Raw genomic sequence first — 22,785 nt, 5'->3', positions numbered from 1 at the left:
CGGCACAAGATTGACCGGAATGAACAGGGCAGGGACGCGATGGAATCGAGTGTGAAGATCGAGGAAAGCTGGAAGGCAGCTCTGAGCGCGGAATTCTCCAGCCCTTATATGGCCAGCCTGAAGACGTTCCTGCTGGAGGAGAAAAACAGCGGCAAGCAGATCTTTCCGAAGGGGCCGGAGTATTTTCGCGCGCTGGATCTGACGCCGCTCGACCAGGTGCGCGTCGTCATTCTCGGGCAGGACCCCTATCATGGCGAGGGGCAGGCGCATGGGCTGTCATTCAGCGTCAAGCCGGGCGTGCGCTCCCCGCCGTCACTGGTGAACATCTACAAGGAACTGCAAAGCGATCTCGGCATTGCGCCTGCCCGTCACGGCTTTCTGGAAAGCTGGGCGCGGCAGGGTGTATTGCTGCTCAACAGCGTGCTGACGGTCGAGCGGGCGATGGCGGCATCGCATCAGGGCAAAGGCTGGGAGACGTTCACTGATGCAATCATCCGCGCGGTCAACGATCAGGAACATCCCGTCGTCTTCATCCTCTGGGGATCCTATGCGCAGAAGAAGGCGGCCTTCGTCGACCAGTCGCGCCATCTGGTGCTCCGCTCGCCGCATCCGTCGCCGCTTTCGGCGCATAACGGTTTTTTTGGCACCAAGCCTTTTTCCAGGGCCAATGATTTTCTGGTCTCGAAGGGCCGCCAGCCGATCGAGTGGGCTCTGCCCGCCAACCCGGAAACGCCAGCTTAGGTCAATGTCTGGGAGGAGGGCGGTTCAGGGTTCTTGGCATTGCGGCGGGCAACGATGCTTTCACGCCACACGGTAAAAATGCCGGCGCAAACGACGATCACCGATCCGAGGATCATGTTGAGGTTCAGCGTCTCGCCGAAGACGGAGACGCCGATGATCGAGGCAAAGACCAGCTGAAGATAGGTCAGGGGTTGGACCTCGGCCGCGTCGAGCAGTTCATAGGCCTTGATCAGAAAGAAGTGGCTGGTCGTTCCGGTAATGCACAAGAGCAGCATCCAGGCCCAGTCCTGCGGCGCCAATGTCGTCCAATACAATGGTCCGATCAGCGTGATCGCAACGGCACCGGCGATGCCGGTATAGAAAAAGCTGGTGATCGAGCTATCGTCGCGGCTGACCAGCCTGGTCGAAATCACATAGATCGCAAAGATCAGCGCCGATGAGATCGGGATCAGGAAGTTGATATCGAAGCTGCTGTCGTCCGGTTTCAGGATCAGCAGAACGCCCAGCAACCCGACGATGATTGCCGTCCAGCGCCGCCAACCGACGCGCTCGCCCAGGAGCGGCATGGAAAGCAGCGCCACGAAAAGCGGCCCGGACGAAAAGATTGCCTGCGAATGGGCAAGGCCCACTCGCGAGAACGAGATGATGACGATGACGATCTGTCCAACCAGCAGGATGCCGCGCAGGATCTGCAGTCCCGGGCGTTTTGTCCTTGCGGTGACTACAAGGCCGCCACGCGAACGCGCCGCCAGCGCGATGGCGAAGGCGGCAAAGGCCCAATAGCGGATCATGGTAATGAAGACGGGAGGATAAAGGCTGCCCAGATGCTTGGAAATCGCGTCCTGTATCGAGAAGATTACAAGGGCAGCCAAGACGAAGATATAGCCGGTTTGCTTCGAGGTCATGACCATGGTCATACACCGGTGGTGCCGCAAGCAGCCACGGCATTTTTGCGTTGCAGCACTGTTTGTTTCAAACCGGCGTTTTCCGGCAACACGACGATGATCACCACCGCCGTGTTGCCGGTGTTTGCCTGGCTCAATCCTCGCGGAACGTATGCTGGATCTGTTCGGTCAGCGGTTTCGCGAGATAGGAGATCACCGTGCGATCGGCGATCTTGATGAAGACCTCGGCCGGCATGCCGGGATAAAGGGTCAGCCCCTTCAGGCCCTTCAGGCTCTCCGGCTTCGGTTTGATGCGCAACGGATAGTAGGTCATGCCGGTGCGCTGGTCGGTCACGAGGTCGGGTGCAACGGTGACAACCTCTGCCTCGACGATCGGTGTGGTACGCTGATTGAAGGCGCTGAACCGGACTTCAACCGGCTGGCCGACGCGTATCTGGTCGATGTCATGCGTGGCAATCTTGGCCTCGACCGTCAGGCCGTCAGCGCCGGGGACGACAAGCATCAGAACTTCGCCGGGGTTGATGACGCCGTTCACGCTATGAACGGCCAGCTGATAGATCCGGCCGTCAAGCGGCGCACGAATGTCGATGCGCTTCAGCTGGTCCATGGCGGCGACGCGGCGATCTTCGTATTCGGCGATCTTGCCTTCGACATCCGTCAGCTCCTTGGCATTCTCGGTGCGGCGGTCTTCATCCAGCTGCAGGATTTGCAGGTCGATCTCGCTGGATTTGCCGGCCGCCTGAGCGCGGGCCGCGATACGCGCGCCGCGGTCTCCCTCGAGCTGGGCGCGGTCACGCTTCAGTTCAGTCAGCCGCTGCATGGAAACAAGGCCCTTGCCGTAGAGCTTATCGAGACCCGTCAGTTCTTCGCTGATCAGCTTCAGCGCATCTTCGATCGCTGTGAGCTGAACGCTCAGGCCCTTGGTTTCATCGGCCAGCTGGTCCTTGCGCGATGCGAGCTGGCTTTTCATGCCGACGAGCGCGTTCTTGCGGCTGATGAACAGTTTGCGTTCACTCTGCTCCAGAACTTCACCGGGCGTACTGGTGCCGGATATCAGCTGGCTGAGGTCTTCGGGGATGGTGAAATCGTCTGAGCCGAGCTGTTCTGCGAGAAGCCTGGCCCGGCGCGCATAAAGCTGCGCCAGGGTATTTTGAACGATGGAGAGGTTGGCGCGCACGGTCGTCCCGTCGAGCTTGATCAGGATCTGGCCAGCCTTGACGGTATCGCCTTCCTTAACCAGCACTTCTTCGACGATGCCGCCGGTCAGGTGCTGGATCTTCTTGACATTGTTCTCGACCACGACGGTGCCACTGGCGACGATCGCGCTCGACAGTTCGGTGGTCATTGCCCAGCCGCCGACGCCAACGACGAGGGCGAGGCCGAGGACGGTCACCGCGGTGATATGCCGGCGCAGCGAGCGGTGCGCGCTTATGGGCTTTGCTGTATCGGTCACGATGCGGACTCCTGTCCTTCACCCACGACTTTCAACGATGCGTGGCTTGCAACTTGCTGCTGGCGGTTCTCCTTGCGCAGAATCTGCGCAAGCACTTCGTCCTTTGGCCCAAAGGCCTGCATCCGCCCCTCGTTCATCATCAGCACCATATCGGCGGCGGCGAGCGCACTTGGCCTGTGGGCAATGACAATGACAATACCGCCGCGTGCGCGCACGCTCATGATCGCTTCGCTGAGCGCCTGCTCGCCCTCGGCATCCAGATTGGAGTTGGGTTCGTCGAGGACGATGAGGAAAGGATCTCCGTACAGGGCGCGGGCAAGAGCGACCCGCTGGCGCTGGCCGGCGGAAAGTGCTGCACCGCCTTCGCCAATCTCCGTCTCGTAACCATTGGGCAGTTTGAGAATGAGATCGTGGACACGGGCGGCCTTGGCGGCGGAAACGATCGCGTCCGGTGACGGATTTTCGCTCAGGCGGGCAATGTTCTGCGCCACGGTGCCGGCGAAAAGCTCGACATCCTGGGGCAGATAACCGATGAACCGGCCAAGCCTGTCGGTGTCCCACTGATCAAGTGCTGCACCGTCGAGGCGCACGGAGCCGCGAAAAGCGGGCCAGATGCCGATGAGGGCACGCGCAAGCGAGGACTTGCCGGAGGCGCTGGGGCCGATCACGCCAAGCGCACTGCCGGCTCTCACAGTGAAGTTCACGTCTGCAAAGGTCAGGCGCTGCGCACCGGGAGGGCCACCTGCAAGGCTTTCAGCGCTCAGTTGCCCCTTCGGCACGGGGAGCTCCAACGGTGCCTCCCGTTCCGGCAGGGCCTTGAGCAGTTCCTTCAGGCGAGCCCAGCTCTGGCGGCAGGAAACATAGCCGCGCCAGTTGCCGATCGCGAGTTCTACTGGCGCCAGCGCCCGTGCCGTCAGGATCGAACCGGCGATGATGATGCCGGGCGACGCCAATCCTTCAATGACCAGAACCGCCCCGGTTGCGAGAACCGCGGATTGCAGCGCCATGCGGAACACCTTGGACAAAGCGCCATAGCCGTTGCCGACGTCCGATGTTTCGCGATTCTGCTCCCGGTAGGTATTGTTGCTTTGCTCCCAGAGCTGCGACATCCGCCCCATCATGCCCATGGCCTGCATGACTTCGGCATTGCGCTGCGAAGCCTGGGCGAAGGCGTTGCGATGGTTGCCCGCTTCCGACGCCCTTTTCGATGGGCCTTGCGTGCCGCGGTTCGTCAGGAACGTCAGGGCAATGAGGATGATCGAACCGACGATCGCGACGACGCCGATCAGTGGATGGAAGAGAAAGCAGATGCCGATGTAGAACGGCAGCCAGGGCAGGTCGAAGAAAGCCGCGGGGCCGGTGCCGGACAGGAAGGAACGCACCTGATCGAAATCGCGAAGAGCCTGCAGGCCATCGCCCTGGGTGCGCAGTTTCAAAGGGGCCTGAACCACGGCACGATAGATCCGCGCGCTCATGGCTTCATCCAAGGCCCCTGCGACGCGTACGAGCATGCGGCTGCGCACCATCTCAAAGGCGCCCTGGAACGCATAGAGCAGCAGCGCAAGCAGGCAGAGCGCGATCAATGTCGGGATGCTTCGGCTCGGCAGGACCCGGTCATAGACTTCCAGCATGAAGAAGGAGCCAGTCAGGTAGAGAATGTTGACAAGCGCACTGGCGATAAAGATGCCGATGAACGCCGCCTTGCAGTTCCACAAAGCTTCGGCAGGATCGGATGCGCTGACTTTGTTCTTCGATGAATTCGTCACTGTGGAGGTCCTCGCGAGACGTTCGCCGTCTCAAATGGTGTGCACAATGTGCCACAATTTCTCTAAGGCCGCATTACCTGGGATTCTGTCTCCTGGGGGATCTGCGAACTGCAACGGCATATCGCATCGCCGGTTGCCGGATTTGCGCGCCTATGTAAATTATTCCTCGCTAATGTAAACGGTTTTGTCGATTTTATAGTGGAAATATCGGAATATTGCCACGCGGTTGTAATGTTCAGGTAAAGTATTTTACTGCTTTACCAGATGCTTAGACTTGATGATAGGTGCCTCTGCCTTGCACTCCTTCAATCAATCAGCCAAACACTCCGATATGTTGGAAAAGGGTGCGAAATGAGAAACATTCTGGTCGTGGGGATCGGCGCCGGAAACCCTGAACACATGACGGTACAGGCGATCAATGCGCTCAATAAGGCCAGTGTTCTGTTTATCCCCACCAAGGGTGATGCCAAGGCGCAGCTTGCCGATATCCGCCGCGATATCGTGTCGCGCTATGTTACCAATCCGCGCAGCCGGGTGGTGGAATTCGAAATACCGGTACGCCAGGTGGCGGATCGATCCTATCATCGCAGCGTCGATGAATGGCATGCCGCAATCTCCAGTGCTTACGAGCGGCTTCTGACCGAGGAACTCGATGAAGGCCAGACCGGTGCCTTTCTCGTCTGGGGCGATCCGATGCTCTATGACAGCACGATCCGGATTATCGAACGGGTCCGTGCCTTGAAGACGATCGTGTTCGATTATGCGGTCATCCCTGGCATTACCAGCATTCAGGCGCTTGCGGCCAGCCACAGGATCCCGCTCAATCTCGTCGGCAAACCGGTCGAGATCACCACCGGCCGCCGTTTGACCGATAGTTTTCCGCAGAAAAGCGAAACGGCCGTCGTCATGCTTGATGGCGAGCAGGCGTTCATGAAGATCGACGACCCGGGTGCGCGGATTTATTGGGGTGCCTATCTCGGCACCGAGCAGGAGATCATTATCTCCGGCAGGCTAGCCGATGTGAGGGACGATATCCTCAAAGCCCGGGCGTCGGCGCGGGCGCTGCATGGCTGGATCATGGATATTTATCTTTTGCAGAAGGGTGCGGATTTTGAAGAGTAGTGGTCAAAGCGGTGCTTCGTTTCGACATGCTGCATGCGATGGCGGCCTGGTGTCCTGTGTTGTAGACTACAGCGGCGGGCGAGCGATGGCCCGGCGCCTTGGATTGTCCTTTTTTTGAAAACTGGAAATGGCCAGCTGCCTGTCATGACGTTTTGTGCCGCCCCCTCCAACGGACCGATGGAAGCCACGCAGGGATTGGCGATGCGCCGCGGCGCCTGTCCGTCACTGTCAACGCCGATGATGACGGGCGATGGCCTTCTGGCACGGCTGCGGCCTGAAAAGCCGGAATTTGCGCTTCGCGACCTGATGGCAATAGCGGATGCGGCTGCGTCGTGTGGAAACGGCATCCTGGAAATCACCGCCCGCGGAAATCTGCAGATCCGAGGGTTGACCACGCGCACAGTCCCGCTCCTTTCTGAAAAAATTGCCGAAGCCGGGATAGCGATTGCGCAGGGTCTGGCCATCGAAACGCCCCCGCTCTCCGGGCTGGACCAGACCGAAGTTGCCGATGCCGTTTCCGTCGCTGAACGGTTGCGCGTGGCGGTAGCCGCACATCAGCCGCCATTGGTTCTAGCGCCCAAGCTGTCGGTCATCATCGATGGTGGTGGCCAATTGAACCTGGGCGCGGTCACGGCGGATATCAGGCTGAGAGCGATGCGGACCAATGGGCAGGTCTTCTGGCTGCTGGCCCTTGCCGGTACGGAAACGACGGCAACGCGGATTGCGGCACTGGAGGAAGCGGCCGTCGTCCCGGCCGTGATGGATATTCTCAAAAACCTTGCTGCGATCGGCCGGGATGCCCGAGCCCGCGATATTGTTGGTGCTGTTTCGACACGCTGGGCGGCGATGACCGATCTTGATCTGATCGCGCCGCTGGTTGCGGCACCGAACGCTGCTGGCATACATGATCTCGGCGGGCAGAGACCGGTTCTGGGCATCGGCCTGCCTTTCGGACAAATCGACGTACAGCGTCTTGTCGCATTGCTTGAAGCGCTGGAAATTCTGGGGGCTACAGAAATCCGGCTGGCGCCTGGCCAAGCGCTGATGGTGCTGGGCATCGCACCCGACCGGATAGGCGCAGCGCAAGCTCTGGCCCTCGGCCATGGATTGCGGGCCTTTCCGCGCGATCCCCGCAACCATATTGCCGCCTGCGCCGGTGCCGGTGCTTGTGGCTCGGCGCGGATCGATACGCGGTCCGTGGCACAACTGGTTGCAGACACGGCACCGGCGCTGCTCGACGGGTCGCTGACGGTGCATGTCTCCGGTTGCGCCAAGGGGTGCGCCAAGCCATCCGCCTCGGCGCTGACGATTACCGCTGCGCCAACAGGCTACGGCCTTGTCGTAAATGGCCCAGCATCGGCGGCGCCAACCGCCTATATCGAAGAAAACAACATGAGAACGGCACTTGAACACCTCGACAAGCTCGTGTCTGAGCGGAAACAGGGTGGCGAATCGGCCCGGTCCTGCCTTACACGGCTCGGAGCGGACGGGATCAGAGCCGCGGTTCAACAGGGATAGAGATGCCTGAATACGATTATATCCGGGATGGCGATGCCATCTACGAGCGTTCGTTTGCCATCATTCGCAACGAAACCGATCTGTCCCGCTTTTCCGAGGAAGAGGCCGATCTGGCTGTTCGCATGGTGCATGCTTGCGGATTGGTGGAGGCTGCGCAATATTTCGAGTTTTCTCCGGGCTTTGTTCCAGCAGCGCGTCAGGCGCTGAAGAACGGCGTGCCGATCTTCTGTGATGCGTTCATGGTGTCTCATGGCATTACCCGCGCACGCCTTCCCGCCGAGAATGACGTGATCTGCACCTTGCGCGAACCGCAGACGGCCGATATCGCCCGTGAGATCGGCAACACCCGGTCTGCCGCCGCTCTGAAGCTGTGGGTCGAGCGCCTGGCCGGTTCCGTGGTTGCCATCGGCAATGCGCCGACAGCGCTTTTCTTCCTGTTGGAACTGCTGCGCGACGGGGCGCCAAAACCAGCGGCGATCATCGGCATGCCGGTCGGCTTCGTCGGTGCAGCGGAATCGAAGGATGCGCTGGCGGAAAATTCCTATGGTGTACCCTATGCCATCGTGCGCGGCCGTCTCGGTGGTAGTGCCATGACGGCGGCGGCCGTCAATTCGCTGGCGAGGCCGGGTCTTTGAGCGGCGCTTCGATCGGCAGGCTGATTGGTGTCGGAACTGGCCCGGGCGATCCGGAGCTTCTGACCCTCAAGGCCGTCAAGGCGCTGGCGGCAGCCGACGTGCTTGCCTATTTCGCCAAGGAAGGCCGGCGCGGCAATGGACGCGCGGTTGTCGACGGGCTGTTGAAGCCCGGTCTTATCGAATTGCCACTCTACTATCCGGTGACCGTCGAGATCGATAAGGATCACGACGACTACAAGAGCCAGATTACCGGTTTCTACGATGCCTCGGCAGCCGCTGTTGCCGAACATTTGAACGCGGGCAAGACCGTCGCGATCCTCAGCGAAGGCGACCCGATGTTTTATGGCTCCTACATGCATCTGCATGTGCGGCTGGCCGGGCGTTTTCCGGTCGAGGTCATCCCCGGGATTACGGCCATGTCCGGCTGCTGGTCGCTGGCGGGATTGCCGATTGTACAGGGCGACGACGTGCTCTCCGTGCTTCCGGGCACGATGGGTGAGGATCAACTGAAGCGCCGTCTTGGCGACACGGAAGCCGCCGTGATCATGAAGGTTGGCCGCAACCTGCCGAAAATCCGGCGGGCGTTGGTCGCTGCGGGCAAGATCAACCAGGCCGTTTACGTCGAGCGCGGCACGATGGCGAATTCCGCCATGATCCCGCTGGCTGAAAAAGCCGATGATATCGCGCCATATTTTTCGCTGGTGCTGGTGCCCGGCTGGAGTGGCAGGCCATGAGCGGTACGCTTTATGTGATCGGCACAGGTCCCGGGGGTCCGCAGCAGATGACGCCAGAGGCGCTTGATGCGGTCTCGAACTCCACCGATTTCCTCGGTTACGGCCCCTATCTCGACCGGTTGTCGCTGCGCCCCGACCAGAACCGGATCGCTTCGGACAACCGCGAAGAACTCGACCGGGCGCATGCCGCGATCCTTCGCGTTATTTCCGGCATGAATGTCTGCGTCGTCTCCGGCGGTGACCCGGGCGTCTTCGCCATGGCTGCTGCCGTCTGCGAGGCGATCGACAACGGGCCAGACGAATGGCGCACGATCGATCTCGTCATCGTTCCCGGCGTCACCGCCATGCTTGCGGTTGCCGCCCGCATCGGCGCTCCGCTCGGACACGATTTCTGCGCGATCTCGCTGTCGGACAATCTGAAGCCCTGGGATGTGATCACCCGCCGCTTGAAGCTGGTGGCCGAAGCAGGCCTGGTGATCGCACTCTACAATCCGATCAGCAAGGCGCGGCCCTGGCAGCTCGGCGAAGCATTCGAAATCCTGCGCACCGTGCTGCCTGCGGAAACGCCGGTTATCTTCGGCCGTGCGGCTGGCCGTCTGGACGAGCGGATGCTGGTCATGCCGCTTGGGCAGGCGGATGCGCAGAAGGCTGATATGGCGACCTGTGTGGTCATCGGCTCGCCGGAAACGCGGATCATTCAGCGTCCGGGTAAACCCGATCTCGTTTACACGCCGCGTTTCATCTCCGGGGAGAAAAGGTGATCGACAAGGCCGAGCGCGTCTTTGACAGTTTCGACCGTGCGGACATCGTCCGGTTGCTGGCGCTCGACCATGATCACCGCGATATCGAGCGCGCGGGCGGCCGCGATTTTGCCATAGGTGGCGGTGCCGCCGCTGTTCTTGGCGACGATGACGTCGATCCGGTTCTCGATCAGCAATTGACGTTCGGCGGCCTCCTCGAAGGGGCCGGTCGCGAGAATGTAATCCGCTTGGGGAATGTCGAGCCGCGGTGTAACGGGATCGACGCTGCGGATCAGATAGCGGTGCTGCGGTGCGCTTTCGAAGTGGAAAGCCTCCTGTCTGCCGATCGCGAGGAAGACACGTTTCGGCACGGTGCCAAGAGCGCCGACCGCGTCCGCGATGGAGCGAACACTCTTCCAGCGATCGCCCGGTTCCTGCTTCCATTTGGCGCGGCGCAAAGCAAAAAACAGAATACCGGTACTGCCTGCGGCGATGGCGGCGTTGTTGGAGATGCGAGCGGCAAAGGGATGGGTGGCATCGATCAAAAGATCGAAATTTCCAGCCTTCAAAAACTCGGCAAGTCCGTCGCTGCCACCGAAGCCGCCGCTGCGGGTCGCAACGGGCTGCACCATCGGCTCGGCCGTGCGCCCGGCCAGCGAAAGCAGGCTGTCGCAATCGGCGCGCTGCGCGAGCGCGGTTGCCAGTTGCCGCGCTTCGGTCGTGCCGCCAAGGATCAGGATGCGGTGTTTGCCCATGGGTGACAATCAGGCCTTTTCTCGTGGTGACACAACGCCGTGGCTGACGATTGTTGGCCTTGGCGAAGACGGTTTAGCCGGTCTCGGAGACGAGGCCAAGCGCTGTATCGCCAGTGCCTCGGTGGTTTTCGGCGGCGTTCGCCATCTGGAGCTTGCCGCTCCGCTGATCGCCGGTGAGCAACAGAGTTGGCTCAGCCCCTTCGAGCGCTCCGTCGAAGCTGTACTTGCGCGGCGCGGAACACCCGTTGTGGTTCTTGCGTCCGGCGACCCATTCTTCTTCGGCGTCGGCGTGACCTTGTCGCGGCAGATCGACCGTTCGGAAATGCGCGTTCTTCCTGCTCCGTCATCCTTCAGTCTGGCCGCCTCCCGTCTTGGTTGGGCGCTGCAGGATTCGGTGATCGTTTCCCTGCATGGGCGTCCGCTCGATCTGATCCGGCCGCATCTGCAGCCAGGCTCGCGCATTCTGGTGCTGACATCGGATGAGCGCGGTCCTGGTGAACTGGCCCGGTTGCTTGCGGCAAGCGGATTCGGGCCGTCGCGACTGACGGTACTCGAGGCGTTGGGTGGATCTGGGGAGCGTGAAACATCGCATGTCGCAGCGGAATTTTCGCTGACGGATATCAATCCGCTCAACATCTGCGCCGTCGATGTCGTGGCTGAGGCAGGCGCCCGAATCCTGCCGCTGGCGCCCGGCCTCGATGACGGGCTGTATGAGCATGACGGCCAGATCACCAAACGGGAGGTCCGCGCACTGACGCTGTCGGCGCTGGCCCCGCGGCGCGGTGAACTGCTCTGGGATATCGGTGGCGGATCCGGTTCGATCGGCATCGAGTGGATGTTGTGCGCCCCGGCCATGCGCGCAATTGCCATCGAAGGCTCTGCCGAGCGGGCAGAGCGTATCAAGCGGAACGCGGCCAATTTCGGCGTGCCGGGTTTAACCGTCGTGCATGGTACCGCACCGGGCGCCCTTGCCGGGCTGCCATCTCCGGATGCGATCTTCGTTGGTGGTGGCGGCAGTGAAGAGGGCGTGATGGCAGCGGCCATCGCTGCCTTGAAGACCGGTGGCCGGCTGGTTGCCAATGCGGTCACGACACAGATGGAAGCGGTTCTTCTCGATCATCACGCGCGGCTCGGCGGTTCGTTGATCCGTATCGATATTGCCCGCGTCGCTCCCGTTGGCGCCATGACCGGCTGGCGGCCTGCGATGCCGGTGACGCAATGGTCATGGGTAAAGCCGTGATCTTGGAATTTCAAAAGGACAAAGCATGACCGTTCATTTCATCGGAGCAGGCCCGGGCGCTGCAGACCTGATCACCGTGCGCGGCCGCGATCTCATCGCCCGCTGCCCGGTCTGCCTCTATGCCGGCTCGATTGTTTCGCCGGAATTACTACAATATTGCCCGGAAGGCGCCCGGATCGTCGATACGGCGCCGATGTCGCTGGATGAGATCGAGGCGGAATATGTGAAGGCTGCCGCCGCTGGTCATGATGTGGCGCGGCTGCATTCCGGCGATCTGTCGGTGTGGAGCGCTGTTGCCGAGCAGATCCGTCGGCTGGAGAAGCATGGGCTGGACTATACGATGACGCCCGGCGTACCTGCATTTGCGGCCGCTGCTGCGACGCTTGGCCGGGAGCTGACCATTCCGGCGGTTGCCCAGAGCCTTGTGCTGACGCGCGTGTCCGGCCGTGCATCGCCGATGCCGAATGCGGAAACGTTGGCCGGTTTTGGTGCCACCGGTGCGACGCTGGCCATTCATCTGGCGATCCATGCGCTTGGACAGGTGGTTGAGGAACTGACACCGCTTTATGGCGCCGATTGCCCAGTGGCCATCGTCGTCAAGGCTTCCTGGCCAGATGAGCGAGTTATCCGGGCTACGCTCGCCGATATCGAGGCAAAGGTGGCGGCCGATCCGATCGAGCGGACGGCACTGATCTTTGTCGGCCGCACGCTGGGAGCCACTGACTTCCGCGAGAGTTCGCTCTATGACGCGGCCTATCAGCGGCGGTTTCGCGGTCGCGACGGGTTGTAAAAGGCCTCAGATATCCATGCCCGTGGTGTCCGGCTGCTCGCCGGCTGCCTTGCGCGGCACGTCGTTTTTGCCTTCGATCCGGTCGCGGTAAAGCGCGGATTGGCCAAGCAACATCAAGGTCACCGGCGTTGTCAGGATGACGAAGACGATGATCAGGACCTCATGAAGAATCCAGCGGTTCTGAAGCACGGCGAAGGTTATCATCGAGGCGGTGCAGATCAGGACCGTGCCGGCGCTGGCACCGAGTGTCGGCGCGTGCAGGCGGCCATAGAAGGTTTTCAGCCGGATCAGCCCTATCGAACCGATAAGGGTGATGGTTGACCCGAGGAGAAGCAAGATGCAAACCGGGATTGCTACCCAGGTTGGAAGGTCGGTCAGATGGCTCATTCGATCACCTCGCCACGCATCAAGAATTTGGCAAAAGCGATCGAGGAAACGAAGCCGAGTATGGCGATGATCAGCGCCGCTTCGAAGTAGATCGAATTGGCCGTGCGGATGCCGAATGTCAGCAGCAGTAGCATGGCGATGATATAAAGCGCGTCGAGGCCGAGGATACGGTCCTGCGCCCGTGGCCCACGGACCATCCGGAACAGCGCACATCCCATGGCCAGTCCAAGCAGGATCTGGGATGCCAGAATCGACCAGATGATGAAGAGCTCGTTCATTCGAATATCTCCTTCAGCGGGGCCTCATAGCGATTTCTGACCAGTTCGGACCATGCCGCGCCGTTCTCAAGATCCAGGACATGGATCATGAGAACACCGGTTTGGCGGTCGAATTCGAGCCAGGCGGTGCCTGGTGTCGCGGTCAGGATACAGGCAAGCACTGCCAGCGCATTCTCGTCGCGCAGGCTGATGTCGATGGTGACGAAACCGGAATTGATCGGACGCTTTCCGGCGCGCAGGATCGCACTCATGACAGCGATGTTGGAGCGGACAATGTCGGCAGCCACGTGTCCGGCAAGAACGGCAATCACGCCATAATTCTTCAGGCGCGTCTTGTCGGGCTGGAGATTGACCATGATCCAGGCAAGGACGACCCCAAGTACGCTGCCGAGCACGACCTGGCCTGGCGACAGCGACTGGTTGATCAGCAGCCACAACATCAAAAGGGCTAGCGACAGTAGCGGATAGGGGAACCAGTAGCGCATGCTCTATTCCCCTGCCACAGGACCGGCGCGCGGCGCCGACATCACGCGTCCGATGTAGTTTTGTGGCTCACTCAGCGATTTTGCCGTCGCGTCCATGTAGCGCATGACGGGACCTGCCTGGAAGCTCAGGAAAACGCAGGCCGTCAGTAGCAGCAGAACGGGTGTGATCTCGATCAGGAAGACGCGTGGGATAGTGCCTTCGATCGATGTCCAGAACGTGCGGATACCGACGCGGTTCATGGCGATCATGGCGGCAAGGCCAGACAGGATAAGCAGGGCCGTGTAGCTCCATTCAACACCGGATACCGGCACATCGTCGCCAAAGCTGCTGGGATTGAACACCCCATGAAGCATGGCGAATTTGGCAAGGAACCCGGACAGTGGCGGCAGGCCTGACAGAAGGATGGCGCAGATGCAGAAACACAGGCCAAGTACGGCCATGGTACCAGGCACGGCAACGCCCCCCTCTTTCTCTTCCTCGTTCTCATCGACGTCGCCATAGGCCTCCATCGTCACGGCCAGAACGTCGGCACCGGCATCGCGGGCGCGCTCCACCAGTTCGATCAGCAGGAAGAAGGCGCATATCGTCAGTGTCGAGCTGACAAGATAAAACAGCGCGCCACCGATGACGGCACCATTGCCCAGGCCGATCGCCGCCATCAGCGTGCCGGAGGAGACCAGCACGCAATAGCCGGCAAGCCTGCCCATCGCCTGCGAGGCCAGTACGCCGATTGCACCGAAACCGATCGTCAGCAGGCCGCCATAAAGAAGTACCGACTGCCCGAAGCCGAGGGAGGCGCCGGCATCGCTGCCGAACAGCAGCATGGAGAGCCGCAGAAGAATATAGACGCCAACCTTGGTGAGGATGGCGAAGATTGCGGCAACCGGCGGGGTTGCCGCCGCGTAGGTGGCAGGAAGCCAGAAGCCGAGTGGCCACATGCCGGCCTTGACGAGGAAGGCTATGCCGAGAAGGGCAGCACCAGCTTCCATCAGCATCCGGTTTTCCGGGCCGATCGTGGTGATCCGCATGGCAAGATCGGCCATGTTGAGGGTACCGGTCGCGCCGTAGATCAGGCTGACGCCGATCAGGAACAGCGAGGACGCCGCGAGGTTGACGGCGATGTAGTGTAGACCCGCCTTGACCCGCATCGGGCCTGAGCCATGCAGCAGCAATCCATAGGACGCTGCCAACATCATTTCGAAGAAGACGAACAGGTTGAAAAGGTCGCCGGTCAGGAAGGCGCCGTTGAGACCAGCGAGCATCAAAAGGAACAGCGAATGGAAGTGATGGCCGGCCCGATGCCACTTCGCCATCGAGAACACTTGCGTTGCCATCGCTAGCAGTCCCGTCAGGACCAGCATCAGGGCGGACAGCCGGTCAAGCACCAGAACGATGCCGAACGGTGCCGGCCAGTTTCCAAGCAGGTAGACGCTGGCACCCGCTTCGCCGTCTCCCGAGGAGGACGCCATCTGCATCAGCAGAATGCTGATGATGAAAACCACGACGGTCGAGGTGAACGCGATCACGCCCTTTAGCGTCCGGTTCCGTTCGTCGATGGGAATGAGAGCCGCTGCCGTGACGATCGGCAGCAGGATCGGTAGGATGATCAGGTGATGAAGCCAGCTCATTCCGCGCTACTCCCTGCCATCGACATGGTCGGTGCCGGTAAAGCCGCGAGAGGCGAGAAGAACGACGAGAAAAAGCGCCGTCATAGCAAAGCCGATGACGATAGCTGTCAATACCAGTGCCTGGGGGATGGGATCGGTGTGGGTCAAAAGTCCACCGACACCACCCGGTTCCAGCACCGGCGGCGCATTGACCCTCAGCCGCCCCATGCCGAAGATGAAAAGATTGACGGCATAGGAGAGCAGCGACAGGCCGATGATGACCTGATAGGTGCGCGGCCGGAACAGAAGCCAGACGCCGGAGGCTGTCAGAACGCCGATACCGGCAGAGAGAACCAGTTCCATTATGTGTTCTCCTTCGCAGCCAGTCTCGCGGCCCTGATCTGGGCGCGGGGAGCACGCACCGACTGGTGGGCAAGCGCAATCAGGATCAGCACGGTGGCGCCGAGCACCAGTGAGAACACGCCAAGATCAAACAGGATCGCGCTCGCCAGCGGGATTTTGCCAAGGATCGGCAGCGATGCGTATTGGGCGTGCGAGGTCAGGAACGGATAGCCGAAGACCCAGGACCCAAGACCGGTCGCGGTGGCGACGATGAGGCCGATGGCCATCCAGCGCAGTGGATGGATTCGCAGCCGTTCTTCCACCCAGCGCGTGCCGCCCGCCATATATTGCAGGATGAAGCCGATCGACATGGCGATCCCCGCTGCAAAGCCGCCGCCCGGCAGGTCATGGCCGCGGAAGAACAGGAAGGCAGCCAGCATACCGATGACGGGGAACATCCAGCGCATGATGACCGAGGGGACCAGCAGGTATTCTGTGACGCTGTCGCCCTTCTTGCGGTCCGGGTGATCGTCGTCGAAGGCGTTCTGGACGCGTTGCTGCTCCGGCGCCTCGAGGCTTTCGGTGGCGGGGCGGAAACGCAACAACAGCGCAAATACTGTCAAAGCAACGATGCAGAGAACGGCGATTTCGCCCAGCGTGTCGAAACCGCGGAAATCGACGAGGATGACGTTGACGACATTGGTGCCGCCGCCTTCGCTATAGGCGCGTTCGAGGAAATAGCTGGAGATGGTCTCCGGCATCTCCCGGGTCATCACCGTGTAGGAGATGAGCATCATGCCAAGTCCGGCAAACACGGCAAAGGCCAGATCGCGCAGGCGCCGAAGGCGCGTGGAGATGGTCATCAACTGGTCGTCCGGATCCTCGATCCGCTTGGGCAGCCAGCGCAGGCCAAGCAGGATGAGAACTGTCGTGACGATCTCGACGAGCAATTGCGTCGCGGCAAGATCGGGTGCCGAGAGCCAGACAAAGGTGACGCAGGTGACAAGACCGGCACCGCCGAGCAATACGAGCGCTGCGAGCCTGTGGAATTTCGCCTGATAGGCGGCGCCGACGGCACAGACCATGCCAACCAGCCAGAGCAGCGCAAAGGCTGGATCGATATTCCGCAGAACGATATTCGCCGGTTTGAAACCCTGTGAAAGAAGCGTCACGGCTCCCGCAAGCAGCGCTACTGCGACGAGGACCCGCATCTGGGGCTGCAGACGCCGGGTGCCGGCGCGCATTTCGATGGAGCGTGCCCATTTCCACGACAGGGTCACGAGTACGCGCTCGAAGATGCGTTGGCCCTCCAGGCGGCGGAAGAAGGGCGGCCCCTCGATGCTGGTGGCGAGATAGGGCCGCATGATGAAAAACAGTCCGATGCCGCCGACCAGCGCGATTAGGCTCATGAACAATGGCAGGTTCCAACCGTGCCAGACTGCAAGGCTATAGACGGGGGTTGCATCGCCGAGCACCGATTGGACGGCGGTGTGGAGGAACGGGCCGATGGTCAGGGCCGGGATGACGCCGACGACGAGGCAGGAAAACACCAGGAAATAGATCGGCGCCAGCATCCAGTGCGGCGGCTCGTGGGCCGTCTTAGGCAGGTCCTGCGGTGGTGGGCCGAAGAAAACGCTGTAAATGAAACGCAGCGAATAGGTGACAGCGAACATGCTGGCGAGCGTTGCGATATAGGGTGTGAGCGTGTCGAGCGCGTTGTATTTGTGGGTTTCAATCGCCTCGGCGAAGAACATTTCCTTCGACAGGAAGCCGTTCAGCAGTGGCACGCCCGCCATCGAGGCGCTGGCGACCATCGCGAGCGTCGCGGTGATCGGCATGTACTTGAACAGTCCGCTCAGCTTGCGCATGTCGCGCGTGCCGGTTTCATGGTCGATGATCCCGGCCGCCATGAACAGCGAGGCCTTGAAGGTGGCGTGGTTCATGGTGTGGAAGATCGCGGCGACTGCTGCCAGCGGGCTTCCGAGGCTGAGCAGGACGGTGATTAGGCCGAGATGACTGATCGTCGAATAGGCGAGCAGCCCTTTCAGATCCTGCTGGAAGATGGCGAAATAGGCGCCGAGCAAGAGCGTGCTAAGCCCGGCCAGGCCGACGAGCCAGAACCACTGGTCAGTGCCTGCCATGACAGGCCAGAGCCGGATCAACAGGAACACGCCGGCTTTGACGAGCGTGGCCGAGTGCAGGTAGGCCGACACTGGCGTTGGCGCCGCCATGGCATGGGGTAGCCAGAAATGGAAGGGAAACTGCGCGCTCTTGGTGAGAACTCCCAGCAAGATAAGGATTAGCACGGGGGTATAGAGCGGGTCGTTGCGGATCAAATTGCCCGACGAGAGCACGACATCGAGATCGTAGCTGCCGACAATATGGCCGATCAGCATCAGCCCGACGAACATGCACAAGCCGCCGGTGCCCGTGACCGTCAGTGCCATGCGGGCTCCGTCACGGGCATTGGCATTGTGGTGCCAGTAACCGATCAGAAGGAAGGAGATGATGCTGGTCAGCTCCCAGAAGATCGCCAGAAGAATGAGATTGCCTGATAGAACCATGCCGAGCATGGCACCCATGAAGGCGAGAAAAAGTGCGAAGAAGCGCGGCACGGGGTCATTGGCCGACATATAGTAGCGCGCATAGATGACGACGAGCAGGCCGATCGCGGTGACCAGGCTTGCAAACATCCAGGCGAAGCCGTCCATGCGCAACGAGAAGTTCAGGCCCAGCTCCGGAAGCCAGTTGATATCGTAGCGAAGCACCTTGTTCGCGGCGACGATCGGGTAGAGGCCGGCCGATATGGCGAGGCAAAACAGGGCGATCGAACCTGAAAGCCAGGCACTGGCCGTACCTTTGTGTGCGGGAATGCAGATTGCAGCAAGGCTTCCTGCAAAAGGCGCAAGAACCAGAATCAAAAGCAATGTCGCCGCGGTCTCTATGTGCCCGTTTCCCTAAATCTTTCCGAAATGACAGGACCGCGAGGGGTCCGTGAATGCTGCAGCATTGTGCGCCACGGCGGTGCCCGAAGCGCACCGCGAAACGGTGCAAGAGCACATTGTTTTTATGGCTGCTTTCGACCGCCATGCCAACCCGCAACCGTGATAAAATCGACTGGCTGCGGCAATTCGTTGCCGGGTGTGCCGTGAAATCACAGTGCAGCGTCCGGTCGTCACGTGCCCGGTCAATTTGTGTTTGGAAACATCAGGCCGTGATTTTTGTAACGAAATGTAGGATCGATGTGGCGGGAAATATTTCGACACTGAAAACGGCCCGGGGCAGCGGCCGTGGTACGTGCGTTTTTCCTTGCTGCTGATATAAACACGGCATGGATACAATACCGCACATTCTTGTCGTCGATGATGATCCGGAGATTCGTCGGCTGCTTGGGAAATACCTCGACGGCCAGGGCTTTCGCATCAGCCTGGCCGGCAGCAAGGGCGAATGCGAGGCCAAGCTGGCTGAGCTGAAGATCGATCTTCTGGTCCTCGATGTCATGTTGCCGGATGGTTCCGGGCTTGATCTTTGCCGTTCATTGCGGGGAAGGATGCCGCAATTGTCGATCATCCTTTTGACGGCGCTAAAGGAAGATGTCGACCGAATCATCGGGCTTGAATTCGGTGCCGACGATTATCTCGGAAAGCCGTTCAATCCGCGCGAACTCTCTGCCCGTATCCGCGCCGTGCTTCGCCGTGGCCGCGCCGAGCCGACACCCACGGGCAGCCGGCAATATGTGTTTGCCAACTACATCGCCGATATCGAAAGCCGCACCTTGCACGCGCCTGACGGTAGTGCCGTCGACCTGACGGGCGGCGAGTTCGAGTTGCTGGTGGTGTTTCTCCAGCGTCCGGGCCGTGTTCTGTCACGCGATTCGCTGCTTGACCTGACGCAGGGCCGGACGGCCGATCCTTTCGACCGGTCGATTGATATCCTGGTCAGCCGTCTGCGCCGCAAGCTGGGCGATGCCAGCGTGTTCGCCATGCTGAAGACGGTGCGCAACAAGGGTTATCAACTCGCAGTTCCCGTTGAGCGGAGCAACTAGATGCTGTCGCTCCGCACGCGGTTGACGGCGCTGCTGATCATCTCGGTTGTTCTGGTACTGGTGATTGCTGCCGTCATCACGGCGTGGCTGCTGCGGAAACCACCGGAGGTCATGTACGACCGCGTTCTTGCCGAAAAGGCCGAGTTCGCACTTCTTCTGCTTCGTGCCGACCCGTTGGCAGCGCAGACGCTGCATATTGCAATTCAAGAAAAACCGGCGAAAGACCGCATCGATCAGGAGCGCACGGAGAATATCCTCGCAGAGGGCCGCCGGCAGGGTTACACCGCCGATGTCGTCGTGTTGAAGAGCTTCAATCCGCATCGCTGGGATATCGCCATCCGGCTGGATGATGGCCGATGGGCTTATCTGGACTTCCCCGACCCCGCTCCTTTTCCCTATCTGCCACTGGCGGCCTACCTGGCGTTGGTCGCGATCGGCATGACCGGCATTTCGGCCTATGTCAGCAATGTGATGATGAGGCCCCTGCGCATTCTGGATGAAACGATTGCCAAGATCCGCCCTGATGGCATTATTCCGGAGCTGCCGGAGACCGGGCCGATGGAGGTTCGCACCACTGCCAAGACCATCAACCGGTTGGCAACACGTCTCAATGCGGCAGTTTCCAGCCGTATGCGCATGATTGCCGCCGCAGGCCACGACATGCGCACGCCCATGACGCGTATGCGCCTTCGCGCCGAATTCGTCGGCGATGGCGATGATAGACAGTCCTGGCTGAAGGATCTCGACGAACTGGATCACATCGCCGACAGTGCTATCCGGCTGGTGCGCGAGGAAATCAGTCCGGCCGCGCAGGAGCAGGTATCGCTGGATGCAGTCCTTCGCTCCGTCGCCGAGGAGGTTCGCGAGACGGATCTACTCGTAGAGCAGGGAGCGATCGTACCGGTCCTGGTCAAGGGCGCGCCGTTTGCCCTGAAACGCGCGCTGCGTAACCTAGTGGTAAATGCTGCCACGCATGGTCTTGGTGCCCGCGTTTCGCTGGCCAACTATGGCGAAGAGGCGGTCTTGACGGTTATGGACCGCGGCCCCGGTATTCCGCAAAATCTGCTTGATCGTGTCTTCGAGCCGTTCTTTCGCGTTGACCAGGCCAGACGGCAGATCGTGCCGGGCGCCGGTCTCGGCCTCGCCATTTCGCAGGAAATCATTGAAAATCATGGTGGCACCATCACCATCGTCAACCGCCGGGAGGGTGGCCTGCTGCAGACCGTACGCCTGCCGCTGTGCAAGCCACATCAGGACTAATCGAACCACCTGCGCTCCGGGATGATGCGTCCAGCCAATCGCGGTCAGGGATCGGCTGTCGCATCGGGCTTGGCAGCCAGCGACGGAGCGAATACCGTTTCTGACCGGTAGGCGCGGGCATCAGCATTGCCTTTGTGATGCTGCCCAGCGTGCAAGATATGAGGCCAGCGCCAAGCCGCACTTTCATTCCCTCACAGCACACCGATGAACTCCTCACAAGCCACTGATGAGCATAAAAAAGCGCGACCGATTGAAATGGCCGCGCTTGATTGGTCTGGCTATTCGGACCTGCCGGTATCGGCAGGCTTCCGGCTTACTGTCCGATGGCCTGGATACCCGCGCCACCACCGATGGCAATATTGAGAGCAACGTAATTGTTGGACAGGTTGCGGATGCTGGCTGCAAGCGCGATGCGGGAGTTCGCAAGGTTGCGTTCCGCGTCGAGAACGTCGAGCAGCGATGTTGCGCCGCCCTTGTAGCTTTCGCGGGCCAGACCCAGGGCTTCCTCGTAGGAATCCACGACCTTACGCAGGGCTGCTACCGTCTGATAGTTGTTTCGGAGGCCGACGAGCGCGTTTTCGACTTCCTCGATCGCGTTCAGAACAGTCTGCTTCCATGCAAGGTACTGCTGTTGTGCGCCGGACTTGGCGATATCGACATTGGCCTTCAAACGGCCGCCATTAAAGATCGGAATGTTCAGGCTTGGGCCAAAGGACCAAGTGCTAAGGCCCCCTGCGACCGTCGAGACGATCCGCGCGCCATCGATCGAACCGCTCAGGCTGAGGCTTGGGTAAAGCTGAGCCTCAGCAACGCCGATCTGGGCAGTCGCCGCAGCCAGCAGGCGTTCGGCTTTGCGGATGTCGGGGCGGTTGCGCACGAGATCAGCCGGAATGCCGATCTTGGTGTTATAGCGCGGCGAAGGCTGCGATGCGCCGTTGCGCAGGCTTGCCGTGACGGTTGTCGCGGGCAGTCCGAGCAGCGTGGCGATGTGGTTTGCCGCCTGGTTGAAGCCGGTCTGGTAACCCGGCAATTCCGCGAGGGTGGTGTTCACGAGGCCTTCGGCCTGAACGACGTCGAGGCTGGACGCTGCGCCCGCTGCCTTGATGTCATTCGTCAGCTTCAGTGTTTCGCGCCGCGATGCCAGACTCTTCTGCTGCAGCGCATAAGCTTCCTGGTTGTAACGCGCCTCGATGTAAGACGTGGTCAGATCGGACAGATAGGCCAGGCGGGCAACGTTGACGTCGGCATAGGCGGCATCAAGCGAAGCATTGGCCGATTCCTTGGCGCGTGCATACTGGCCAAACAGATCGATCAGCCAGGAAGCATCGCCGCCGCCGCCGATCGTCTTTGTTTCGCTATGGTCGCCCTGGCCGCTCTTGCGCCGGGTAGAGCCATCCTGGCCCGCAACCGTTGCAGAACCATTCGCATTGATCTGCGGCAGGCCGCCGGATGCTGCGACGATGACATTGGCGCGGGCTTCAACGATGCGCTCGATCGACTGCTGGACGTCAAGGTTCTCGCCCAGGCCCTGTGCGACGAGGCCGTTCAATTTCTTGTCGCGGAAGGCTTCCCACCATGGCTTCAGCGTCACGTCCTCTGCTTCCGCCTTGCCTCCCTCCGAGAATTTCGCCGGCACCGCGGCATTCGGAGATTGATAGTTAGGACCGACAACGCAGCCCGAAAGAAGAACGAGGCTCAAGGGAAAGAGCACTTTAGCAATTTTCATCTGGGTCCCCATCCGGCCCGAGCGGGTCGGTAATAAACGATTCATACTTTTCGTCTTTAACATTTTCCGCGCCGCATGCGAGGGAACAATTGCAAAGATGGCCCTGAAATGGACTTTCCCCAGCTTTGGTGTTTCCTAAGTGCCACGGCTTGGACGTTGTAGCTGTGATTTCAAGGGCGCCTGACAAAAAATTGCCCGTGCGAATCACGCTGATTCCAGCAGTGTGCCTGCGTGAATGTTAACAATTTGCTGACC

At 60.7% G+C, this 22,785-nt stretch carries 22 protein-coding genes; 10 read left to right on the top strand and 12 right to left on the bottom strand.

Features of this window, described 5'->3' with window-relative positions; genetic code table 11:
* Positions 1–39 precede the first annotated feature (39 nt).
* Positions 40–741 (top strand): uracil-DNA glycosylase, encoded by a 702-nt coding sequence (gene ung, locus ASD36_RS09755; RefSeq protein ID WP_060503071.1) that lies wholly within the window; start codon positions 40–42, stop codon positions 739–741.
* On the opposite strand, the gene ASD36_RS09750 is transcribed toward ung, so the two are convergent.
* Genes ASD36_RS09750 through ASD36_RS09740 form a run of 4 tightly spaced genes read right to left on the bottom strand, consistent with a single transcriptional unit; the run spans position 738 to position 4,865 of the window.
* Complete coding sequence (locus tag ASD36_RS09750) at positions 738–1,646, bottom strand: DMT family transporter (RefSeq protein WP_082512017.1); 909 nt, start codon at positions 1,644–1,646, stop codon at positions 738–740. The genes ung and ASD36_RS09750 overlap by 4 nt on opposite strands.
* Positions 1,647–1,654: 8 nt before the next feature.
* On the bottom strand, positions 1,655–1,783 hold the full coding sequence (locus ASD36_RS31670) for a hypothetical protein (protein WP_277995993.1): 129 nt from the start codon (positions 1,781–1,783) through the stop codon (positions 1,655–1,657).
* Complete coding sequence (locus tag ASD36_RS09745; RefSeq protein WP_060503069.1) at positions 1,780–3,099, bottom strand: HlyD family type I secretion periplasmic adaptor subunit; 1,320 nt, start codon at positions 3,097–3,099, stop codon at positions 1,780–1,782. The genes ASD36_RS31670 and ASD36_RS09745 overlap by 4 nt, the downstream gene beginning before the upstream one ends.
* The gene (locus ASD36_RS09740) at positions 3,096–4,865 is read right to left on the bottom strand and encodes a type I secretion system permease/ATPase (protein ID WP_060503068.1); all 1,770 of its coding nucleotides are present in this window, start codon (positions 4,863–4,865) and stop codon (positions 3,096–3,098) included. The genes ASD36_RS09745 and ASD36_RS09740 overlap by 4 nt, the downstream gene beginning before the upstream one ends.
* A gap of 351 nt (positions 4,866–5,216) precedes the next feature.
* Between ASD36_RS09740 and cobF the strand changes: the two genes are divergently transcribed.
* The 5 genes from cobF (at position 5,217) to ASD36_RS09715 (ending at position 9,635) form a co-directional block, all read left to right on the top strand.
* On the top strand, positions 5,217–5,987 hold the full coding sequence (cobF, locus tag ASD36_RS09735; RefSeq protein ID WP_060503067.1) for a precorrin-6A synthase (deacetylating): 771 nt from the start codon (positions 5,217–5,219) through the stop codon (positions 5,985–5,987).
* 144 nt (positions 5,988–6,131) lie between these two features.
* On the top strand, positions 6,132–7,505 hold the full coding sequence (gene cobG, locus ASD36_RS09730) for a precorrin-3B synthase (RefSeq protein ID WP_060503066.1): 1,374 nt from the start codon (positions 6,132–6,134) through the stop codon (positions 7,503–7,505).
* A 2-nt stretch (positions 7,506–7,507) separates the two neighbouring features.
* The gene (locus ASD36_RS09725) at positions 7,508–8,140 is read left to right on the top strand and encodes a precorrin-8X methylmutase (RefSeq protein WP_060503065.1); all 633 of its coding nucleotides are present in this window, start codon (positions 7,508–7,510) and stop codon (positions 8,138–8,140) included.
* Positions 8,137–8,874, top strand: a complete 738-nt coding sequence (locus tag ASD36_RS09720) for a precorrin-2 C(20)-methyltransferase (protein ID WP_060503064.1) — start codon at positions 8,137–8,139, stop codon at positions 8,872–8,874. The genes ASD36_RS09725 and ASD36_RS09720 overlap by 4 nt, the downstream gene beginning before the upstream one ends.
* Complete coding sequence (locus tag ASD36_RS09715) at positions 8,871–9,635, top strand: precorrin-3B C(17)-methyltransferase (protein WP_060503063.1); 765 nt, start codon at positions 8,871–8,873, stop codon at positions 9,633–9,635. Before ASD36_RS09720 ends, ASD36_RS09715 begins: the two co-directional genes overlap by 4 nt.
* Here ASD36_RS09715 and ASD36_RS09710 read toward each other — a convergent pair.
* Entirely contained in the window at positions 9,599–10,369 is a 771-nt protein-coding gene (locus ASD36_RS09710; RefSeq protein WP_060503062.1) for a cobalt-precorrin-6A reductase, read from the bottom strand. The two genes, ASD36_RS09715 and ASD36_RS09710, sit on opposite strands and share 37 nt — an antisense overlap.
* On the opposite strand from ASD36_RS09710, the gene cbiE reads away from it, so the two are divergent.
* Positions 10,368–11,609: a precorrin-6y C5,15-methyltransferase (decarboxylating) subunit CbiE gene (gene cbiE, locus ASD36_RS09705; RefSeq protein WP_112834739.1), complete on the top strand. Its 1,242-nt coding sequence runs from the start codon at positions 10,368–10,370 to the stop codon at positions 11,607–11,609. The genes ASD36_RS09710 and cbiE overlap by 2 nt on opposite strands.
* Positions 11,610–11,634: 25 nt before the next feature.
* Positions 11,635–12,399 (top strand): precorrin-4 C(11)-methyltransferase, encoded by a 765-nt coding sequence (gene cobM / locus ASD36_RS09700; RefSeq protein ID WP_060503060.1) that lies wholly within the window; start codon positions 11,635–11,637, stop codon positions 12,397–12,399.
* Positions 12,400–12,405: 6 nt separating this feature from the next.
* Here cobM and mnhG read toward each other — a convergent pair whose 3' ends face one another.
* The 6 genes from mnhG to ASD36_RS09670 are packed head-to-tail and all read right to left on the bottom strand — an operon-like array spanning position 12,406 to position 18,414.
* Positions 12,406–12,786 carry a monovalent cation/H(+) antiporter subunit G gene (gene mnhG / locus ASD36_RS09695; protein WP_060503059.1) on the bottom strand — a complete coding sequence of 127 codons (381 nt, stop codon included), beginning with the start codon at positions 12,784–12,786 and terminating at the stop codon, positions 12,406–12,408.
* Positions 12,783–13,064 carry a K+/H+ antiporter subunit F gene (locus ASD36_RS09690; protein ID WP_060503058.1) on the bottom strand — a complete coding sequence of 94 codons (282 nt, stop codon included), beginning with the start codon at positions 13,062–13,064 and terminating at the stop codon, positions 12,783–12,785. The genes mnhG and ASD36_RS09690 overlap by 4 nt, the downstream gene beginning before the upstream one ends.
* Positions 13,061–13,549: a Na+/H+ antiporter subunit E gene (locus tag ASD36_RS09685; RefSeq protein ID WP_060503057.1), complete on the bottom strand. Its 489-nt coding sequence runs from the start codon at positions 13,547–13,549 to the stop codon at positions 13,061–13,063. The genes ASD36_RS09690 and ASD36_RS09685 overlap by 4 nt, the downstream gene beginning before the upstream one ends.
* A 3-nt stretch (positions 13,550–13,552) precedes the next feature.
* The gene (locus ASD36_RS09680) at positions 13,553–15,178 is read right to left on the bottom strand and encodes a monovalent cation/H+ antiporter subunit D (RefSeq protein ID WP_060503056.1); all 1,626 of its coding nucleotides are present in this window, start codon (positions 15,176–15,178) and stop codon (positions 13,553–13,555) included.
* Positions 15,179–15,184: 6 nt separating this feature from the next.
* The gene (locus tag ASD36_RS09675; RefSeq protein WP_060503055.1) at positions 15,185–15,520 is read right to left on the bottom strand and encodes a Na+/H+ antiporter subunit C; all 336 of its coding nucleotides are present in this window, start codon (positions 15,518–15,520) and stop codon (positions 15,185–15,187) included.
* Entirely contained in the window at positions 15,520–18,414 is a 2,895-nt protein-coding gene (locus ASD36_RS09670; protein WP_347360124.1) for a monovalent cation/H+ antiporter subunit A, read from the bottom strand. Before ASD36_RS09670 ends, ASD36_RS09675 begins: the two co-directional genes overlap by 1 nt.
* Positions 18,415–18,830: 416 nt before the next feature.
* Between ASD36_RS09670 and ASD36_RS09665 the strand changes: the two genes are divergently transcribed.
* Together ASD36_RS09665 and ASD36_RS09660 are read left to right on the top strand one after the other, a co-directional pair.
* Positions 18,831–19,544, top strand: a complete 714-nt coding sequence (locus ASD36_RS09665) for a response regulator transcription factor (protein ID WP_060503053.1) — start codon at positions 18,831–18,833, stop codon at positions 19,542–19,544.
* On the top strand, positions 19,545–20,804 hold the full coding sequence (locus ASD36_RS09660; RefSeq protein ID WP_060503052.1) for an ATP-binding protein: 1,260 nt from the start codon (positions 19,545–19,547) through the stop codon (positions 20,802–20,804).
* 313 nt (positions 20,805–21,117) lie between these two features.
* On the opposite strand, the gene ASD36_RS09655 is transcribed toward ASD36_RS09660, so the two are convergent.
* The gene (locus tag ASD36_RS09655) at positions 21,118–22,530 is read right to left on the bottom strand and encodes an efflux transporter outer membrane subunit (protein WP_060503051.1); all 1,413 of its coding nucleotides are present in this window, start codon (positions 22,528–22,530) and stop codon (positions 21,118–21,120) included.
* Between the last annotated feature and the right edge of the window lie 255 nt (positions 22,531–22,785).

Source organism: Rhizobium sp. Root1334, assembly GCF_001426665.1.
Taxonomy (GTDB): domain Bacteria; phylum Pseudomonadota; class Alphaproteobacteria; order Rhizobiales; family Rhizobiaceae; genus Pararhizobium.
The sequence above is the reverse complement of the archived record's forward strand: the minus strand, read 5'-3'. Positions and strand labels throughout refer to the sequence as shown.

What these genes read in the sequence shown, in the direction of transcription:
- ASD36_RS09655 (WP_060503051.1), bottom strand. Translation starts at nt 22,530, where the DNA reads ATGAAAATTGCTAAAGTGCTCTTTCCCTTGAGCCTCGTTCTTCTTTCG.
- ASD36_RS09685 (WP_060503057.1), bottom strand. Translation starts at nt 13,549, where the DNA reads ATGCGCTACTGGTTCCCCTATCCGCTACTGTCGCTAGCCCTTTTGATG.
- mnhG (WP_060503059.1), bottom strand. Translation starts at nt 12,786, where the DNA reads ATGAGCCATCTGACCGACCTTCCAACCTGGGTAGCAATCCCGGTTTGC.
- ASD36_RS09675 (WP_060503055.1), bottom strand. Translation starts at nt 15,520, where the DNA reads ATGGAACTGGTTCTCTCTGCCGGTATCGGCGTTCTGACAGCCTCCGGC.
- cbiE (WP_112834739.1), top strand. Translation starts at nt 10,368, where the DNA reads ATGGGTGACAATCAGGCCTTTTCTCGTGGTGACACAACGCCGTGGCTG.
- ung (WP_060503071.1), top strand. Translation starts at nt 40, where the DNA reads ATGGAATCGAGTGTGAAGATCGAGGAAAGCTGGAAGGCAGCTCTGAGC.
- ASD36_RS09665 (WP_060503053.1), top strand. Translation starts at nt 18,831, where the DNA reads ATGGATACAATACCGCACATTCTTGTCGTCGATGATGATCCGGAGATT.
- ASD36_RS09750 (WP_082512017.1), bottom strand. Translation starts at nt 1,646, where the DNA reads ATGACCTCGAAGCAAACCGGCTATATCTTCGTCTTGGCTGCCCTTGTA.
- ASD36_RS09715 (WP_060503063.1), top strand. Translation starts at nt 8,871, where the DNA reads ATGAGCGGTACGCTTTATGTGATCGGCACAGGTCCCGGGGGTCCGCAG.
- ASD36_RS09690 (WP_060503058.1), bottom strand. Translation starts at nt 13,064, where the DNA reads ATGAACGAGCTCTTCATCATCTGGTCGATTCTGGCATCCCAGATCCTG.
- ASD36_RS09680 (WP_060503056.1), bottom strand. Translation starts at nt 15,178, where the DNA reads ATGAGCTGGCTTCATCACCTGATCATCCTACCGATCCTGCTGCCGATC.
- ASD36_RS09660 (WP_060503052.1), top strand. Translation starts at nt 19,545, where the DNA reads ATGCTGTCGCTCCGCACGCGGTTGACGGCGCTGCTGATCATCTCGGTT.
- ASD36_RS09710 (WP_060503062.1), bottom strand. Translation starts at nt 10,369, where the DNA reads ATGGGCAAACACCGCATCCTGATCCTTGGCGGCACGACCGAAGCGCGG.
- cobG (WP_060503066.1), top strand. Translation starts at nt 6,132, where the DNA reads ATGACGTTTTGTGCCGCCCCCTCCAACGGACCGATGGAAGCCACGCAG.
- ASD36_RS09725 (WP_060503065.1), top strand. Translation starts at nt 7,508, where the DNA reads ATGCCTGAATACGATTATATCCGGGATGGCGATGCCATCTACGAGCGT.
- cobM (WP_060503060.1), top strand. Translation starts at nt 11,635, where the DNA reads ATGACCGTTCATTTCATCGGAGCAGGCCCGGGCGCTGCAGACCTGATC.
- cobF (WP_060503067.1), top strand. Translation starts at nt 5,217, where the DNA reads ATGAGAAACATTCTGGTCGTGGGGATCGGCGCCGGAAACCCTGAACAC.